We start from the raw sequence: 17,243 nt of genomic DNA on the forward strand, positions 1-17,243 counted from the left end.
AATGAAGAAGTACCTTCCGTCAAAGTGGGTTCTATTGATCTGCTTCCTGATCGTTCTCGCGGGAGGGTACTTCCTTCTTTCCATGGAGAAGCGATTACCAGTGACTTTGACCGCCACGGATGGCGACAAAGCATCTCATGTAATTCGGCGGGATACGGAGCCCTCACCGTCGCACATTGAACCCGCCCAGGCGCCAACGGTGCGTGAGATCGTCAAGCCGGACACCTTGGCATCCGCCATGCGGAGCGCCAACCCGTACGCTCTTGCCATCAAACTCAGAAACGAACAAGGACCCGGAGCGTTCGCCGTCGCCGCAAACCTTGATGCGACCTGCCGCCTAGCCTTTGGAAAGACCATCGCCGTAAAGCCGTTCCTGGAAGGCACGCAAGCGGCGCCGCGAGGCGCAGACATGCCGGTCGCAAACGCAGGGCTACCGCCCGAGGTCCAGGCCAAGCGCGCCGCTGCAATACAGGAGATCCAGGCTCGCTGCCAGCCATTCCTCGCTGACCGCTCGACGACGGAACCTCTGCCGAATGACGCGTCAGGCGTTGCCTATCGAGATGCCATCTCGCGCTTGAAGTTCAGGCGTTTGACCGCGGCCTCGGCCGACAGCGCGCTGAGGGAGCTTGAGTCCCAAGGCATGCTCGCCAAAGCCTGGGGCATGTTGGGATCAAGCGACGGCGGCTTTAGCTACTTTGAAGGCCAACCACGTGGCGGCCTTTCGCAGGATGAATTCTTCCGCGCCATGCAATTGGGATCGCTGCTCGCGACGAGCGTCCACCAGGCGGGTCCTGCCGATCTCCGCATGCTGGCCGCCTGTGCTTATTCGGCTCAGTGCGGGGACGACCCGTCGCAGATCGTTCTGGCTGACCTGCCTGCTGACTCAGCCTCCGCGGCTCGAATCAAAGCACTGGCGATGAGAATCGCCGCGGCGTTCGAGGCCAGTAGGGTCGATGCATTTCAACCGCCACGGTCTTGAGTCGCGCGCTGCAGTCCCACGCCTTTGCTCCGGCCACGTCGCCTACACCTCCTTGGGCATTGAGACTCTCCACGGCTCCGCGCACCTTCGCGCAGTCCCCTAATCCACTCACCGCAGCAAGGAGATCTGGGACCCGCGGATCATCACCAATATCGAGGTGGGACTTCAGGAGCTGGCGCAGATTCTCCGGCGGCAGCTTCGTACTGCTCGCCACGAACACGAGAGAGCGGTTCGCCAGAGCTGCTTGCACCATCGCCGAGCCTGGCCAAGCAACTCCGTGTACCTCCCTGCATCCTCGTGGCTCTCCACATACACGTGCTTCGTCGCAGCGTAATGCACGTAGACGTCGCCCAGACCCACGAGCAACTAGGAGATCGCCTCATCCTTAGCGACTTCGACGAGGCGGGTCGCCGAGCCCCACGCTGTTGGCACCGAGGCGCTCCTGCGCAGACGCAGGCGTTTCAAGTCGCGCATCCAACCCGAACGGCAAGGCTTCGCCCCTGTTCATCAAGCGTTATGTGGGCGGCCGCACAATCTTCAAGAGGCACCGTAGGTCGAAGTTGCCTCGGCAATCCCAGGGCGCCAGACGGCCCGAGCCTCCTATGCGACAGGCGCAGAGTCGAGCTCATCGGGCAGCGCGCGAGCATCCGAACTCTGAAGAAGGGGCCGCGTGAGGCTCTCACCAAGAGACGATGCCGAGAGAGTTGCGTTCGGACAATGATTCGACTATTCTTTAAATATGGAATCAACAGACGTCGTTCGCGCCCTTGGCGCGCTTGCCCAACCTCTGCGCCTGCAGGTCTTCCGCGCGCTCGTAGTGGTGGGAGACACAGGCCTCACTCCCGGCGCCATCCAGGAGGCTCTCGGCGTGGCCCCGGCGACACTCTCCTTCCACCTCAAGGAACTGGTCGCGTCGGGCCTGGTGACCCAGGAGCGCGTGAGCCGCCACCTGGTCTATCGGGCCGCCTACGCCCAGATGAACGCGCTCCTGGGCTACCTCACCGAGAACTGCTGCCAGGGCGCGTCTTGCGCCGTTGAAGCGACTGCATCTAGCTGCGACTGCTGAACAAGGAATCTTCATGACATCGAGGGTCTACAACGTGCTGTTCATCTGCACGGGCAACTCTGCACGGTCCATCCTTGCCGAGGGCTTGCTGAACCACCTGGGGCGTGGCCGCTTCCAGGCGTACTCGGCTGGCAGCCACCCCAGGGGCGCAGTCCATCCGCTGTCTCTCAAGGAACTGAGCGAGCTGGGTATCCCGACGGACGGCTTCCGCAGCAAGAGCTGGGAGGACTTCGCTCAGCCGGGCGCTCCCGAGATGGACTTCGTCTTCACCGTCTGCGACCAGGCTGCTGGCGAGGTTTGCCCCGTGTGGCCCGGTCAGCCGCTGACAGCGCACTGGGGCATGCCGGATCCGGCTGCCGTTGAAGGCAGCGATGACGCGAAGCAGCAAGCCTTCCGCGCCGCGGCGGTCACGATGAAGCGCCGGCTGGAACTGATGATGTCCTTGCCGCTCCAGAGCCTGGACGCCATGGCCATCCACAAGGAAATCAAAGACATCGGGACGCGCTGAACCATGACCACCAACGTTCTCATCCTTTGCACCCACAACTCGGCGCGAAGCGTGCTGAGCGAGGGCATGCTGAACCACTGGGCCCAGCGCCTGGGCAAGGACATCAAGGCCTTCAGCGCCGGCAGCGCACCAAGCGGGCGCATCAACCCGTACGCGCTCCAGGCGCTTGGCGACGCCGGCATCGACACGAGCGCCTATCGCAGCAAGAGCTGGGACGAGTTCGTCGCCGATGGCGCGCCCGAGATGCGCGTCGTCATCACCGTGTGCGACAGCGCTGGGGCCGAGCAGTGCCCCTACTGGCCCGGCAGCCCCGTCAAGGTTCACTGGGGCTACGCCGACCCGTCGAACGCGCCCGAGGCCGACAAGCCTCAGGCCTTCCAACTGACGCGGCAGGCCATCGGTTACCGCATGCTCCAGCTGGCGCAGTTGCCGCTGGAGACCATGTCCAACGCCGAGTTGCAGCAGGCACTCGATGCCATCTCGAAGTCCTGAAGCCCGCCCATGACTACCGCCACTCTCAAGCCGGCCGCCACCGCGGCCAAGCCTGCCATCAGCTTCTTCGAGCGCTACCTCAGCGTCTGGGTTGCCCTTTGCATCGTCGTCGGCGTGGCGCTGGGCCAGTTCTTCCCCAGCGCGTTCAAGGCGATTGCCTCTCTCGAAGTCGCCCAGGTCAACATCCCGGTGGGTTTGCTCATCTGGGTGATGATCGTTCCGATGCTGCTGAAGATTGACTTCGCAGCGCTGGGGCAGGTGAAGGCCCATGCCCGGGGCATCGGCGTCACACTCTTCATCAACTGGGCCGTCAAGCCGTTCTCGATGGCGCTGCTGGGCTGGATCTTCGTGCGCCAGCTCTTCGCTCCCTGGCTGCCAGCAGACCAGATCGACAGCTACATCGCCGGGCTCATCCTGCTGGCCGCGGCGCCGTGCACAGCCATGGTCTTCGTCTGGAGCCAGTTGTGCAAAGGTGACCCGTACTTCACCCTGTCTCAGGTCGCGCTCAACGACGCCATCATGGTGATCGCGTTCGCGCCCATCGTCGCGTTGCTCCTGGGCCTGTCCTCGATCACGGTGCCGTGGGACACGCTGCTGACCTCGGTTGGCCTGTACATCATCTTGCCGGTGATCCTGTCGCAGCTGTGGCGCAGGCTGCTGCTCAAGCGCGGACTCGGCCACTTCCAAGCTGTGGCTGCCAAGCTCGGCCCGTTCTCCATCGGGGCGCTTCTGCTGACCCTGGGGCTGCTGTTCGCCTTCCAGGGGGACCGCATCATCGAGCAGCCGCTGGTCATCGCCTTGCTGGCCGTGCCCATCCTCATCCAGGTAGTGTTGAACTCTGGGTTGGCCTACTGGCTCAACCGCAAGATGGGCGTGCAGCATTGCGTCGCCGGCCCGTCGGCCCTCATTGGCGCCAGCAACTTCTTCGAACTGGCCGTCGCTACGGCCATCAGCCTCTTCGGCTTCCAGTCCGGCGCCGCCCTGGCGACCGTCGTTGGCGTCCTCATCGAGGTGCCGGTGATGCTTGCCGTCGTCGCCATCGTGAACCGCTCGCAGGCCTGGTATGAACAAGGAGCGCAGCGTGCCTGAGCTGGACCAGACCTTCCCGGCCTTGCGGTCGGAGCTCTTTGATGTACCCGACCAGGGGCGGTTGACGGTGCGCGAGCCGTCTGAGCAACGGCCGCGATTCCTGATGCTCTACGGCTCCCTGCGTGCCAGGTCGTACAGCCGACTCTTGACCTTTGAAGCAGCCCGCTTGCTGGAAGCCATGGGCGGCGAGGTCAAGATCTTCGACCCGTCCGGTCTCCCGCTTCCCGACGATGCCGCGGACACGCATCCAAAGGTCCGAGAACTGCGTCAGCTGGCCACGTGGGCGGAGGGCATGGTCTGGTGCTCGCCAGAGCGTCACGGCGCCATGACGGGCGTTATGAAGTCCCAGATCGACTGGATCCCCTTGAACTCCGGCGCTGTCCGTCCGACGCAGGGCAAGACGCTGGCGGTGATGCAGGTGTCCGGCGGCTCGCAGAGCTTCAACGCCGTGAACCAGATGCGCGTGCTGGGCCGCTGGATGCGGATGCTGACCATCCCCAACCAGTCCTCCGTGGCCAAGGCATATGCGGAGTTCACCGAGGAAGGCCGGATGAAGCCTTCCTCGTACTACGACCGCGTGGTCGACGTCATGGAGGAGCTGTTCAAGTTCACGCTCCTCACGCGCGACTTGGGTGACTACCTGGTCGACCGGTACAGCGAGCGCAAGGAGACAGCCGAGAAGCTGTCCGAGCGGGTCAATCAGAGCGCGATCTGAGCGTGAGTGCGGCCTGCGGCCCCGTTCTCTTGGCCATCTAGTTGCTATTGACAACCAAAAGAGCGATTTCTAGCATGCGGCCAAATAGTTGCCATTCACAACGATATGAGCCAAAGCCTATCTGTCGAGCTTCTGCGCGAGGTCACCCGGATGTACACGCGCGCTCAGCGCGTCGTCGCCGACTGCTGCCGCACCACCAACACGCAGTGCCATCTGCTGACGGAGCTGGGCCGCTCGGGCCCGCTGCCGCTGTCCGAGCTTGGCGTGCGGGTCAGTTTGGAGAAGAGCTGGGTGTCACGTGCGGTGGAGGCCATGGTCGCGCGTGGCTGGGTGACGAAGGAGCCGAACCCCTTCGACGCAAGGAGCTGGCTCGTCACGCTCACCGCCGACGGCGAACGCACGGTCCATGAGCTCAACGCCACTCTCGACCGTCACGCCGAGGCCTTGATGGCCAAGCTCAGCGAGCGCGACCGGACCGCTGTCGAGAAGTCACTGCAGATTCTCATGAAGGCATTGCGCGAGGACGACGCGGCCATGTGCTGCCTGCCGCCTCCCGAAACCAAGGACGACAAATCATGCTGTTGAACGCGAACATCACCCTGCGCCAAGCGAAGCCCACCGACTGGCCCGCGTTGGCCGCGCTGCTCCAGGCCAACAAACTTCCGCTGGATGGCGCGCAGGAGCATCTGCACGCGTACTTGCTCGCGCTGTCCAACGGCGAGGTGGTTGGCAGCGCCGGCGCGGAGATCTATGGAGACATCGCGCTGTTGCGCTCGGTCGCGATCTCGCCCGGGCTGCAGAAGCAAGGCCTGGGCAAGGCGCTGGTCGGTCGCTTCCTGGATGAAGCCAGAAGCCAAAGCATCCGCCGCGTCTTCCTGTTGACGGTCACCGCGCCGGAGTACTTCGAGCGGTTCGGCTTCCGGCGGCTGGACGCCAAGCAAGCGCCCGAGGCGCTGAAGGCGTCCGCCGAGTTCCGGGGCGCGTGCCCAGAGAGCGCGGCGTTCATGGGTCTGTCGCTCCAGGCTGCCACAGCAGCCGAGCCGGGCCTGCCGGTCGCGGTGCTGGGAGCAGGTCCGGTTGGTCTGACCGCTGCAGCGAAGCTCATCGAGCGCGGCTTGCCATTCGTGGTGCTCGAAGCGGGCCGCGAGGTGGGAAGCAACCTGCTGGAGTACGGTCACGTTCGGCTGTTCTCGCCCTGGCGCTACAACGTCGACGGCTCGATGGCCGCACTTCTGATGCCCACGGGCTGGACCGCACCCGATCCAGACGGCTTGCCGCTGGCGCGCGACATCGTGGAGCAAGTACTGAAGCCGTTCGCGCAACTGCCCGAGGTCGCCCCGGCGCTGCATGTCGGTACGAAGGTGCTAGCCGTAAGCAGGGAGGGCTTAGACAAGGTCAAAAGCGCTGGTCGTGACCAGGCCGCCTTCGTGATCCGCGCCCAGCGTGGCGACGAGTACCTCGAACTCCGGGCGCGAGCGGTCATTGATGCGACAGGGACATGGGGTACGCCCAATCCGCTCGGCGCCAGCGGCTTGCCAGCCATTGGCGAGGCGCAGGCCACCTCGCGCGTCTTCTACGGCATCCCGGATGTGCTGGGCACGCATCGCCATCGCTATGAAGCCCGGCGCACTCTGGTGGTCGGTGCGGGGCATTCCGCCGCGAACGCGCTGCTTGCGCTGGCTGAGCTTGCCACGGCCGTGCCGGGCACGAGCCTCGCCTGGGCCGTGCGCTCGCCTGTGCTCACCCGCGTCTTCGGCGGAGGCAATGCTGATGCACTTCCAGCTCGCGGGCAGCTCGGCGCATCGCTTCGGCGCCTGCGCGATGCCGGGCAGCTGGAGTTCTTCGGAGGTCTGCGCATCACGGAGATTCGCGAGCAGGACGATGCGCTTTCGGTGATCGGGTTGAACGCCGACGGCCGACAGGTCCAGGTGGATGGCGTTGACGAAATCATCTGCGCCACTGGCCAGCGTCCCGACCTATCGCTGACCAGCGAGCTGCGGGTCAAGCTCGATCCCTGGCTAGAATCGACCGAGGCGCTCGGCCCTTTGATTGACCCGAACGTTCACAGCTGCGGGACGGTGCGTCCCCACGGCCATCGCGAGCTCGCCCATCCGGAACCGGGCTTCTACACGCTCGGAGTGAAGAGCTACGGCCGGGCGCCGACCTTCCTGATGGCGACGGGCTTCGAGCAGGCGAGGTCCGTGGTGGCCGCCATTGCCGGCGACGTCGAAGCGGCCGACCGTGTGGAACTCGATCTGCCCGAGACTGGGGTCTGCGGCATTGGCGTGCCCGGCGTCGCTGCGACGGGTGGTGGCTGTTGCGGAGAGGCGGCGCCATCGCCGAATGCGAAGCCGGAGCCCGCGATGGGGAAAACGGGCGGCTGCGGGCCGTCGTCCTGCGGCACAGGAGCGGCGACGCCAAAGCCTCCGATTTCCCGTTGCTGCCGCTGAGCTCACGACGAACATGAGGCGTTCGACCACCATCGTCGCGCTGGGACTGGCCCAGACCCTGGCCTGGGCCTCGACCTACTACCTACCGGCCATGCTGGCTGCGCCGATGGCGCGGGATCTGAGCGTCACCGTCCCGACGGTGTTCGCCGCGTTCTCCGCGGCGCTGGTCGTGTCAGCACTGTTGGGACCTCACGCCGGTCGGGCCATCGACCGCTTCGGTGGTCGGCCGGTGCTGATGGCCACCAATCTGGTGTTCGCGCTGGGCCTTGTGCTTCTCGGGCTCGCCACGGGACCGACCTCGCTGTTCGCCGCGTGGGTGATCCTTGGCATCGGGATGGGGAGCGGCCTATACGAGGCGGCCTTCGCGGCACTCGTTCGGCTGTGGGGTCATGACTCCCGCGGCGCCATCACCGGCGTCACGCTCTTCGCTGGATTCGCCAGCACAGTCGGTTGGCCGTTGTCGACCTACCTAGAGGTGCACCACGGATGGCGTGCGGCGTGCTTTGTCTGGGCTGCGCTTCATCTTTGCGCCGGGCTTCCGCTGAACGCATTGATTCCTCGGGTTCGGAAGGAGGCTGAGTCCGCGCCGGACCCCGCCAACGAAGCAGCTTCGCCGGTGAGCGGCGACCGGCCGCCCCTACGCGCGTCGCTGGTGCTCGCATGGGTGTTCGCGACGACCTGGTTCATCAGCACGGCGATGGCGGCACATCTTCCGCGCGTGCTGCAGGCCGGAGGCGCCAGCATTGAGACGGCGGTTCTGGTCGGAGCCCTCATCGGTCCAGCGCAGGTCGGTGCCCGGCTGCTCGAGTTTGGTCTCTTGCGTCGCCTTCATCCGCTGCTGTCTGCGAGGCTGGCCGCATTACTGCATCCGGTTGGGGTCGTGTTGCTCGGCATCTTCGGGATGCCTGCAGCTGCGTTCTTCGGCGTACTCCATGGAGCTGGAAACGGCATCCTGACCATTGCCAAGGGCACACTGCCATTGGCGGTCTTCGGTCCACACGGTTATGGGCATCGACAAGGCGTACTCATGGTGCCAGCTCGCGTGGCCCAAGCGTTGGCACCCTGGGCATTTGGTGTCGCGATCGATGCCTGGGGTGCCTTTGCTCTTGGCGTATCTGCCAGTCTCGGGGCTCTCGCGTTCGCAAGTCTGTTCTTGCTCCCAGCCGACTTGGGCGGCAAGAAGCCGACCTTGCCAAGCAACGGGCCTTCGGGCAGAGATCCTCCTTCCGGCCGGTGAGCCCCGGCATGGAAATCTCCCGTGGTCCGAGCAGCGCCGGGATCGCACTCACCCGCGATAGGTCAGACGCACGCCTGCGTTTTGCGTTGCAGGCGTGCTAGTCCAAGGCTCAGCGGGCGGGCTTCAGCTCCGTGACGGTGGCCTTGCCCTTGACCATCTCCACCTGGAACTTGACCTTGTCGCCGACCTTCAGGCCGTCGAGCATCTTCTTGTCGGCGACATCGAATCCCATGGTCATGCCCGGCATGGCCAAGTTCGGAATGTCGCCGTGGCGCAGCACGACGAGGCCCTTGCTCAGGTCGACCTTGCGTACCTCGGCATCGACGAGCGGCAAGGCCGCCTCGGAGGGGCTGCTCGCCGGTTTCATGGGCATGCTCATGCCTTGAGCGCGGGCAATCGTGGCGGTGCCGAGCGCCAGGACCGCGGAGAGGATGAGAGTGGTTTTCATAGGTCTTCCTTTCAGAGAAGTCGGGGATGAACGGCGGCGCCCGCTGGCGAGCCAAGTGGTGAGGAAACGAGCGCCGAGACGAGCCTTCGGCGATGAACGAGGTACCAGGCCGCTGGAATCACCAGCATGCTGAGCAGCGGCGCGGTGACCATGCCGCCAACCATGGGGGCGGCGATTCGCGCCATGACCTCATGCCCGGCGCCTTGCCCCCACAGCATCGGGACGAGCCCGGCCAGCACGATGGCGACGGTCATCGCCTTGGGGCGCACACGCAGCACGGCGCCTTCACGGATGGCCGCCAGCAGCGTCTCGCGCGTGTCCGCTTCGCCGGCGGCAAGACGCCGTGCCAGAGCGTTCTCAAGGTACACCAGCATGACCACGCCGAACTCGGCAGCGACGCCGGCGAGCGCGATGAAGCCCACGGCCGTTGCGACCGACACGGAGTGACCGAGGAGCCAGATCAACCAGAACCCGCCCACGAGCGAGAACGGCACGGTAGCCATCACCAGCGCCGCGTTGGTGGCGTTCCGGAACAACAGATAGAGCAGCACGAAGGTCACCGCCAAGGTCGCGGGGATGACGAGCTTCATGCGATGCGTCGCGCGTTCCAAGTACTCGAACTGTCCCGACCAGGAGAGCGCGTACCCGGCTGGCATAGCGACCTCCTTGGCGACGACGGCTTGCATGCCGCGCACGACCGAACGCAGGTCTCGGCCCCGCACGTCGACGTAAACCCATCCCGACAAGCGCGCGTTCTCGCTGCGCAGCATGGGCGGGCCGTCCTCGACGGTGATGCGCGCCACGTCCTGCAGCAGCAGGCTGGCGCCGTTCTTGGTCAGGAACGGCAGGGTCCGTAGGCGCTCCAGCGAATCCCGGATCTCACGCGGATAGCGGACGTTGAGCGGGAAGCGCTCGCGCCCGCTGATGACCTCGCCGACGTTCTCGCCGCCCACCGCGGTCGACACCACGGCCTGCACGTCCGCCACCGACAAGCCGAAGCGCGCCGCTGCGGCTCGGTCGACGTCGACATCGATGTAGCGTCCCCCGGTCAGCCGCTCCGCCAAGGCCGACGAGACCCCGGGCACCTGCTTGACGGCGGTCTCGATCCGGGTGGTCAGGCGGTCGATGGTCTGAAGGTCCGTGCCCGCGACCTTGATGCCCACCGGCGACTTGATGCCGGTGGCCAGCATGTCGATGCGATTGCGGATCGGCGGCACCCAGACGTTGGACAAGCCGGGCACCTTGACGACGCGGTCCAGCTCCTCGACCAGCTTGTCCGGCGTCATTCCGACCCGCCACCGCTCGCGCGGCTTGAACTGGATGGTGGTCTCGAACATCTCCAGCGGCGCCGGATCGGTGGCGGTGTCCGCGCGGCCGGCCTTGCCGAAGACCGTCGCGACCTCGGGCACCGTCTTGATGAGGCGGTCGGTCTGCTGAAGCAGCTCCGCCGCCTTGGAGACGGAGATGCCCGGCAACGCCGAGGGCATGTAGAGCAGGTCGCCCTCGTCCAGCGGCGGCATGAACTCTCCCCCAGCCGCATCAGCGGGACCACGGTCAGAGCGAGCACCACGCCCGCGACGACCAGCGTGGCCTTCGGGAAGCGAAGCACGGCCTCCAGGGCGGGCCGGTAGGCCGCCATCAGGAGTCGATTCAACGGGTTCGCGGTCTCTTTGGGAATGCGGCCTCGGACCAGGTAGCCCATGAGCACCGGCACCAGGGTGACGGACAAGGCCGCGGCTGCGGCCATCGTGTAGGTCTTGGTGAAGGCCAGCGGAGAGAACAGGCGTCCCTCCTGCGCCTCCAGCGTGAAGACCGGCAGGAAGGACAGCGTGATGACCAGCAGCGAGAAGAACAGCGCCGGACCGACCTCGGTGCAAGCGTCCGCGACCAGCGCCCAGCGTTCCTGCGTCGTCGGCGGTCGGGACCGGGCGCACTCGAAGGCCTCGATGTGCTTGTGGACGGCCTCCAGGAGGACCACGACGCCGTCCAGCGCGGCGCCCAACGCCAGCGCGATGCCGGCGAGCGAGAGGATGTTGGCGTTGAGACCCTGCCATCGCATCACAATGAAGGCGACCCCGACCGCGATCGGCAGCGCGACCACGGCCACCAGCGCGGAGCGCAGGTGGAAAAGGAAGAGCACGCACACCAGCGCGACGGCGATGAACTCCTCCGTGAGCTTGAGCTTGAGGTTGTCGATGGCGCGATCGATGAGCTTCGAGCGGTTGTAGGTCTCCACGACTTCCACGCCCTTGGGCAGGCTGGGCCTGAGCAGCTCGAGCTTCGCCTTCACGGCGTCGATGGTCGTGCGTGCGTTCTTTCCCGAGCGCATGACGACGACTCCGCCGGCGACCTCGCCCAGACCGTCCAGTTCAGCGACCCCGCGACGCATCTCGGGGCCGAGCTGGACCGTGGCGACGTCCCTCAGCATCACGGGCGTGGCCCCTGACAGGCTGAGCGGGATGGCGCGAAAGTCGTCCAGCGACTTCAGGAAGCCGCGCGAGCGCACCATGTACTCGGTCTCAGCCATCTCGACCACCGAGCCACCCGAGGACTGGTTGGCGTTCCTCAGCGCGTCGACGACCGTGGCCTGCGTGACGCCGAGTCCGCGCATACGGTCCGGGTCCAGCACGACCTGGTACTGGCGGACCATGCCGCCGATGCTGGCGACCTCCGCCACGTCCGGGACCGTCTTCAACTCGAACTTCAGGAACCAGTCGTTGAGCGCGCGAAGCTGGCTGATGTCGGTGTGTCCGGTCCTGTCGACCAGCGCGTACTCGTAGACCCATCCCACGCCGGTGGCGTCCGGCCCCAAGGCGGCCGTCGCTCCCGGCGGAAGGCGGCTCTGCACCTGGTTCAGGTACTCGCCCACGCGCGACCTCGCCCAGTACGGATCGGTCTTGTCGTCGAACAGGATGTAGACGAACGAGTCGCCGAAGAACGAGTAGCCGCGAACTGTCTTGGCGCCCGGCACACTGAGCATGGTCAGTGGTCAGCGGATAGGTCACCAAGTCCTCGACGACCTGGGGCGGCTTGCCCGGGTAGGTCGTGCGCACGACCACCTGCGTGTCGCCGACATCGGGCAGCGCGTCGACCGGCGTGCGCAGCACCGACAAGAGCGCCGCCGCGACCAGGAAGCCCGTGGCGATCAGCACCAGGAACCGGTTGCCGATGGACCAGCGGATGAGCGCCGCGATCATTTGCCACCTCCCAGGCGATGCACCGCGACGAGTTGGTAGTCATCGCCCTCCTTCTTGAACTCGAAGCGCACCCGGTCGCCGTGCTTCACTCCAGGGAACGCCTGGGCCCGAGGCTTGTTGAAGGTCATCGTCATCGCGGGCCACCTGAGCGCGGCGACAGGACCGTGAGAGAGGGTCAGGGTCTGGGCGTCGACGTCCTCGACCTGGCCTTCGGCGGCGAAGATGCCGCTCGCCGCGGCGCCTGCGTCGGCGGCTGAAGCAGCCGAGGCCGCGGGCGCCGCGGACGCCATGGCGCCGAGCACGGACTTGAGCCGTGCCTCCGAATCGATGAGAAACTGGCCGCTGGCGACCACCTCGTCACCTTCCCGCAGGCCCGCCAGCACCTCGATCTGGTCGCCCAGATCGGCGCCCAGCTGGAGGTCGCGGGGCGCGAAGCCGACGCCGCCGCCGACGTGGTTTCGGACGATGGCGACCGCGCGGGTCCCGGTGCGGATCACCGCTTCGGACGGCACGACCAGGCGCGATGTCGACGCGCCGGCCACCTGCAGACGCAGCAGCATCCCGGGGTCAGCGTCCCCGCCTTGTTGTCGACCTCGAAGCGTGCTTGCAGCGTGCGCGTGTTCGCGCTGACCTGCGGAAGGATCTCCTTCAGTTCCCCATCGAAAGCATGCGACGGGTCGGCTTGCAGCACCGCCTTCACCTTCTGGCCGCGTGCGAGTCGCCTGACCTGCGCCTCGGGCACCTCCGCGACGGCCCAGACCTTCTCCAGGCCGGCGATGCGGAAGAGGGTCGTGCCGGGCTGCACCTGCACGCCCTCTCGAACGCCGAGCTCCGCGACCACGCCACCGACGGGGGCGCTGAGGGTGAATCGGGCCTGCGCGACGCCGGTCTCCTCGCTTTGTCGAATCAGACCGTCCGGAATAGAGATGGCGCGCATGCGATCCCTGGCGGCGGCGATGACGTCGGCGCCGACGCCGGCCCGCTTGAGCGCCAGGAGCTCGTTCTGCGGCGCCAGCCAATCCGGCGCGAAGACGGTGGCCAGCGCTTGACCCTTGCGCACCTGTTCCATAGGCGCTCGCACGGCCAAACGTTCCACGTAGCCGGCGACCCGGGTCTGGACGGCGACGCTGAGGCGTTCATCGAACTGCACCGTGCCGACGGCATCGAAGGAGGCGCCGATGTCCGCCCGCTTCACGGTCGCGGTCCGGATGCCGAGGTTCTGCTGGAAGGTCGGGCTGACCTTCACGCCGGCATCGTCGGCCTCGGCCGCGTAGACGGGGACGAGCTGCATGTCCATGAACGGGGACTTGCCCGGCTTGTCGAAACGAGCGCCGGGGACCATCGGGTCGTGCCAGTAAAGGACGTTGCGCTCACCAGCGGGGGCGGCACCGGCGCTCGGCGTGGCCGCCTGCGGCGCGGTCCGCGAGTGGGCGGAGGAACGGCCGAGGATATAGCCACCGCCGGCGAGCAGGCCGCCGACGATGACCAAGGACGTGACGAACGTGGCGCGAGTCATTGGGCGCCTCCCTGTGCAAGGGGTTTGAAGGTCAATTGCGCCTGTGCGCGCGCGAGGTCCCGTTGAAGCGCGAGCAGTCGGCGCTGCGCTTCCACCTCCGCATGGCGAGCCTCGAAGAGCGTGGACAGCGGCGTCTGGTTCGAGCGGTAGGACGCCAGGGTCGCGGCGATCCGCTGCTGGGCCGGAACGAGCACCGCCACCCGATAGCGGTCGACCCGCTGCTGAAGCCGGGCGGCGTCGCTGGCCAGGGCGCGGTAGTCGGCCGTCGCGGCGCGAGTCGCCTCGGCGAGTTCCGCCTCCGCCTTCTCGACCAGCGCCAGCTTGGCCGCAGTCTCGCGGTCCTGGCGCTGGGACGGCGCCACCGGCAGCGGGATGCTGACCCCGACGGAGACCATGTCCGAGTAGCCGCTGCGCTGACCGTAGGAGACATCCCAGGTCCAATTCGGCGTGCGCTCCTTCGCGGCCACGGCGGCGGCCCGTCTGGCGACCTCCAAGTCGCGCTGCAGGCCGGCGACGCTCGGGCTCCGGGCGAGGAAATCGTCCTCGGGCGGGATGACGAACACCGGGGGCGGGCTCAGCGATTCGGGCGTGAAGCCGACCCATCGCTGGAGATTCACCGCGGCGGCAGATTGCAGTTGCCGCGCGTCGTCGCTCTCGTCCTCCGCCATGCCGCGCGCCGCGGTGAGCTGCAGAACCTGGGGGCTGGCGCCCGTCGCCGCGGCGAGGCGAGCCCGGGCGGCCTCGAACTCCTCGTGCAGATGATGCTCGGTCTGAATCGTGAGCTTGAGCGCTTCGCCCGCGTACCAGGCGTTCACGTAGCTCAGGGCCACCTGCAGCCGGGCGTCAGCCTCGGCCGTGGCGCTCTGGACAGCCTCGCGGTCGGCCATCGCGCGCGCGGCGCCTTCCCGCGCGGCGCGCTTGTCGGCCGACAGCCATTCCTGGCTGATGCCGACGCGCTTCATCGTCATCGAGTCCCGCGTCGTGCTGAACCGGTCGGCGCCGGTCGCAGGAAGGTTGTCGACCCCGGCGCGCAGCGTGGGGTCGGGTAGTTGGCCCGCGGCCCGAGCGGACTCGTTCGCGCTGGTGATGGCCGCGCGGCCCGCGCGAGCGGCTTCCGAGCGTTGGACAGCCAAGCTCAAGGCCTGGTCGAAGGAAAGCGGTTCTGCCGACGCGAGGACGGGCAGAACGGCGGCAGCCATGGCGACTGCGCGCAAGAACATGGGTGGCATGGAAACTCCGAGGACGAACGGGAGTGCCGCCGGTATGCGGACGTGCCGCACCAGCGCCTGTCAGTCGACGGAGGAGGTCAGACTCGGAGTCTGCGCGTGGAGAGGAACAGTGGGTCGGGAGGCGGGCGAAGCTCTGGCGCCTCAGCCAGCGGGAGGGTGCGGGCGACCTCGGCCTCCAGCACCAGGGGCAGCTCGATCACCTGCAGCACCATCGGCAGCGATGCCGTCGGCAGCTTCACCGCCTCGAAGGTTTTGCCAGGGTCGGCGGCGTGCTGGTGGCACAAGGCCGGCTGCTGGTGGTCCATGCCGTCGCAAGGCATGCCGGCATCCATGACGGTCGTCATCGCGGCCATGTCCGCCTCTTGCGGGCAGACGTAGTGAGCCAGCGCCAGCTGTGAGAACAGCAGCGACAGCATCGCGACGTACGCGATAGTGAGGCGATGGAGACGGCGGCGCATCATGGACCGGGAAAGTGTAGGGCAACTGGCTCGGCCATGTCGCCGCGACCCCATCTACGGGCGGTGTCATACCTCTTTCGAGAATCCCGCGAGTGGCTCGGGTTGGGGCCTCGGCGGCAAGCGTCCATCGGCGTCCCGCATTGGAGATGCCAATCAGAGCAACTGGGGCATGGTAACAAGCATAGGGAGATAGGAAAAAGGCGCGGCCGCGAGCTGTGATCGTGCCGACGAGGTCGGTCATGTTGCCGATGTGGGTGCCCGTGTTACCGAAGCTGCGGCCACGCGTTCGCATGGAGCGATCTTCTCAGCCATGAAAGACTGAAATGCCTGTGCAGCACAAATTGAACTGCCTGTTCAAGTGGAGGCGAAATATGCAGGTGATCAGCCAGCGGTCAGGATCGCCGTGCTCGACATCGCCGGCATGCGGATGGCGGAGTACCAAGTAGAGCCCATGCTCAGGCAGCGACAGCAGGTGCCTGCGCCTACCCGGGGGCACCGGCAGGACCTGCCGCGGCTCCCTGCCCGTCCGGCGACCCAATTCCTCCAACCAGCGACCGACGCCCCGTCGATTCACACGCCGACAGAGTTCGACCGCGAAGCTCAAGCGAGGCGAGAGTACTGCCATGGTGTATGCCTTGCCCGCGCTCAGATGGGGTCGTTGTCCGGGTGCTGGATGCGTGTCCACACCTTGCCATCGAACTTCGCGATGTCCTTCCCGCCGACGGACCACAACACGCCGCTGGCCCGATCGATGATGCGCGCGTCCTGGAGCTCAGGCGTCAAGCCGGTCACCACTTCCTGGATGCCAGCCTGCGGATTCGCGACGTCGTACACGAACAGTCCGAGATTGGAAGGCAGGTAGACCTTGCCGAAGTACTCGCACACGCCGAGGAAAAGCTGGCTGTCATCCACCGAGCTCAAACTGACGAAGCCGTCCTTCGCATTGCCCAGGAGCAGCGTGCCGTTCGCGCCAGCCAGCCAAATCCTGCTGTCGGTCTCGACATAGATGCAGGTCAGGCGCGCTGCGACATCCGGTAATTCCAGCTGCCGCCACGACCTGCCGTTCCAGAAGTGAACCCTCGGCGGATAGCCGGATTCGGCCAGGGCCCCCACCAGATAGATCGCTTCCTCGTGCGGCCCATCGATGGCGCTGGGCAAGAGACGGTCATCGACGTCCGGCGCCTGGAGCACCCCTTCGTCCATGTGCACCCAGTGATCCTTGCCCAGCCGCTTGTACACCTGCCCCGCGCCGCCACAGGCATAGAGATGGTCGCCGATCTGCTTCAGATTGCTCATGTAGCCCCATCGCACGGCGCCCGACCTGTGGACGCCCGCGCCGGGAATCGACTCGACGACCGGGCCTCCGGTGGACCTGATGTAGTCGATCTGCCCTTCGTTGGAGAGGCAGCAGAGCTCCCAGTCCGCGCCGTCGTGCTCGACGAACACGGTAGTCGCAACCGACCACCAGTCCACATCGTGGTGTTGCCAGAGGTGCGCCACTTGTTCATCGTAGATGAACAGCCGTGACTGGCTCGAATACGCCTCCAAGGCATCGAGCGATCCGCTGATGTAGATGCTCTCGCCATCCAGTGCGACGGCGTTCAAAAACTCGACGGATGCTGTAGTCATTATTTCGATTCATCCTCCGATCGAGGCAATCGGATCAACCCAGATGCCTCACGCACCTCGGTTTGCCTTGGTGGCGCGCACTGTCGTAGATCAGCCTGAAGCCATGTCGCGGATTGGCCGCAAGGTGCTGGTCGAGGAACTCGATCACCCCGGAATCGTGGGGAGCCACGGCTCTGTAGCCCAAAGCGGATCTGGCGATCCCGCTGGCTTGACAGGCTTGGCGCTGGCTC

At 66.3% G+C, this 17,243-nt stretch carries 13 protein-coding genes and 2 pseudogenes; 9 read left to right on the forward strand and 6 right to left on the reverse strand.

Annotated features, from left to right (window positions below; translation table 11 throughout):
- Window position 1: 1 nt before the first annotated feature.
- The 9 genes from ACQ86G_RS23755 (at window position 2) to ACQ86G_RS23795 (ending at window position 8,536) form a co-directional block, all read left to right on the forward strand.
- Window positions 2-979: a hypothetical protein gene (locus tag ACQ86G_RS23755; RefSeq protein ID WP_431257612.1), complete on the forward strand. Its 978-nt coding sequence runs from the start codon at window positions 2-4 to the stop codon at window positions 977-979.
- Between the two features lie 739 nt (window positions 980-1,718).
- On the forward strand, window positions 1,719-2,045 hold the full coding sequence (locus tag ACQ86G_RS23760) for an ArsR/SmtB family transcription factor (RefSeq protein ID WP_431257613.1): 327 nt from the start codon (window positions 1,719-1,721) through the stop codon (window positions 2,043-2,045).
- Between the two features lie 13 nt (window positions 2,046-2,058).
- Entirely contained in the window at window positions 2,059-2,553 is a 495-nt protein-coding gene (locus tag ACQ86G_RS23765) for an arsenate reductase ArsC (RefSeq protein WP_431257614.1), read from the forward strand.
- 3 nt (window positions 2,554-2,556) lie between these two features.
- Window positions 2,557-3,045 (forward strand): arsenate reductase ArsC, encoded by a 489-nt coding sequence (locus ACQ86G_RS23770; protein WP_431257615.1) that lies wholly within the window; start codon window positions 2,557-2,559, stop codon window positions 3,043-3,045.
- Window positions 3,046-3,054: 9 nt separating this feature from the next.
- Window positions 3,055-4,134, forward strand: coding sequence for an ACR3 family arsenite efflux transporter (gene arsB / locus ACQ86G_RS23775; protein ID WP_431257616.1), 1,080 nt, complete (start codon window positions 3,055-3,057; stop codon window positions 4,132-4,134).
- Window positions 4,109-4,849, forward strand: a complete 741-nt coding sequence (arsH, locus tag ACQ86G_RS23780) for an arsenical resistance protein ArsH (protein ID WP_431257617.1) — start codon at window positions 4,109-4,111, stop codon at window positions 4,847-4,849. Before arsB ends, arsH begins: the two co-directional genes overlap by 26 nt.
- 105 nt (window positions 4,850-4,954) lie before the next feature.
- Entirely contained in the window at window positions 4,955-5,434 is a 480-nt protein-coding gene (locus ACQ86G_RS23785) for a MarR family winged helix-turn-helix transcriptional regulator (RefSeq protein WP_431257618.1), read from the forward strand.
- Window positions 5,425-7,299: an arsenic resistance N-acetyltransferase ArsN2 gene (arsN2, locus tag ACQ86G_RS23790; RefSeq protein ID WP_431257619.1), complete on the forward strand. Its 1,875-nt coding sequence runs from the start codon at window positions 5,425-5,427 to the stop codon at window positions 7,297-7,299. Before ACQ86G_RS23785 ends, arsN2 begins: the two co-directional genes overlap by 10 nt.
- 13 nt (window positions 7,300-7,312) lie before the next feature.
- On the forward strand, window positions 7,313-8,536 hold the full coding sequence (locus ACQ86G_RS23795; RefSeq protein WP_431257620.1) for an MFS transporter: 1,224 nt from the start codon (window positions 7,313-7,315) through the stop codon (window positions 8,534-8,536).
- 109 nt (window positions 8,537-8,645) lie between these two features.
- Here ACQ86G_RS23795 and ACQ86G_RS23800 read toward each other — a convergent pair whose 3' ends face one another.
- The 6 genes and pseudogenes from ACQ86G_RS23800 to ACQ86G_RS23825 form a co-directional block, all read right to left on the reverse strand.
- Window positions 8,646-8,984 carry a copper-binding protein gene (locus tag ACQ86G_RS23800; RefSeq protein ID WP_431257621.1) on the reverse strand — a complete coding sequence of 113 codons (339 nt, stop codon included), beginning with the start codon at window positions 8,982-8,984 and terminating at the stop codon, window positions 8,646-8,648.
- A gap of 11 nt (window positions 8,985-8,995) precedes the next feature.
- Window positions 8,996-12,181: pseudogene (locus tag ACQ86G_RS23805) on the reverse strand (efflux RND transporter permease subunit).
- Window positions 12,178-13,697 (reverse strand): annotated as a pseudogene (locus ACQ86G_RS23810) (efflux RND transporter periplasmic adaptor subunit). The pseudogenes ACQ86G_RS23805 and ACQ86G_RS23810 overlap by 4 nt, the downstream one beginning before the upstream one ends.
- Window positions 13,694-14,917 carry a TolC family protein gene (locus ACQ86G_RS23815; RefSeq protein WP_431261481.1) on the reverse strand — a complete coding sequence of 408 codons (1,224 nt, stop codon included), beginning with the start codon at window positions 14,915-14,917 and terminating at the stop codon, window positions 13,694-13,696. The pseudogene ACQ86G_RS23810 and the gene ACQ86G_RS23815 overlap by 4 nt, the downstream one beginning before the upstream one ends.
- An 86-nt stretch (window positions 14,918-15,003) precedes the next feature.
- Complete coding sequence (locus ACQ86G_RS23820; RefSeq protein WP_431257622.1) at window positions 15,004-15,342, reverse strand: hypothetical protein; 339 nt, start codon at window positions 15,340-15,342, stop codon at window positions 15,004-15,006.
- 687 nt (window positions 15,343-16,029) lie between these two features.
- Window positions 16,030-17,013: a hypothetical protein gene (locus tag ACQ86G_RS23825; RefSeq protein ID WP_431257623.1), complete on the reverse strand. Its 984-nt coding sequence runs from the start codon at window positions 17,011-17,013 to the stop codon at window positions 16,030-16,032.
- Window positions 17,014-17,243 lie beyond the last annotated feature (230 nt).

Origin of the sequence: Roseateles chitinivorans (genome assembly GCF_050632145.1) — a bacterium.
Lineage (GTDB): Bacteria > Pseudomonadota > Gammaproteobacteria > Burkholderiales > Burkholderiaceae_C > Roseateles > Roseateles chitinivorans_B.

What these genes read in the sequence shown, in the direction of transcription:
- ACQ86G_RS23755 (WP_431257612.1), top strand. Translation starts at nt 2, where the DNA reads ATGAAGAAGTACCTTCCGTCAAAGTGGGTTCTATTGATCTGCTTCCTG.
- ACQ86G_RS23760 (WP_431257613.1), top strand. Translation starts at nt 1,719, where the DNA reads ATGGAATCAACAGACGTCGTTCGCGCCCTTGGCGCGCTTGCCCAACCT.
- ACQ86G_RS23765 (WP_431257614.1), top strand. Translation starts at nt 2,059, where the DNA reads ATGACATCGAGGGTCTACAACGTGCTGTTCATCTGCACGGGCAACTCT.
- ACQ86G_RS23770 (WP_431257615.1), top strand. Translation starts at nt 2,557, where the DNA reads ATGACCACCAACGTTCTCATCCTTTGCACCCACAACTCGGCGCGAAGC.
- arsB (WP_431257616.1), top strand. Translation starts at nt 3,055, where the DNA reads ATGACTACCGCCACTCTCAAGCCGGCCGCCACCGCGGCCAAGCCTGCC.
- arsH (WP_431257617.1), top strand. Translation starts at nt 4,109, where the DNA reads ATGAACAAGGAGCGCAGCGTGCCTGAGCTGGACCAGACCTTCCCGGCC.
- ACQ86G_RS23785 (WP_431257618.1), top strand. Translation starts at nt 4,955, where the DNA reads ATGAGCCAAAGCCTATCTGTCGAGCTTCTGCGCGAGGTCACCCGGATG.
- arsN2 (WP_431257619.1), top strand. Translation starts at nt 5,425, where the DNA reads ATGCTGTTGAACGCGAACATCACCCTGCGCCAAGCGAAGCCCACCGAC.
- ACQ86G_RS23795 (WP_431257620.1), top strand. Translation starts at nt 7,313, where the DNA reads ATGAGGCGTTCGACCACCATCGTCGCGCTGGGACTGGCCCAGACCCTG.
- ACQ86G_RS23800 (WP_431257621.1), bottom strand. Translation starts at nt 8,984, where the DNA reads ATGAAAACCACTCTCATCCTCTCCGCGGTCCTGGCGCTCGGCACCGCC.
- ACQ86G_RS23815 (WP_431261481.1), bottom strand. Translation starts at nt 14,917, where the DNA reads ATGTTCTTGCGCGCAGTCGCCATGGCTGCCGCCGTTCTGCCCGTCCTC.
- ACQ86G_RS23820 (WP_431257622.1), bottom strand. Translation starts at nt 15,342, where the DNA reads ATGCTGTCGCTGCTGTTCTCACAGCTGGCGCTGGCTCACTACGTCTGC.
- ACQ86G_RS23825 (WP_431257623.1), bottom strand. Translation starts at nt 17,013, where the DNA reads ATGACTACAGCATCCGTCGAGTTTTTGAACGCCGTCGCACTGGATGGC.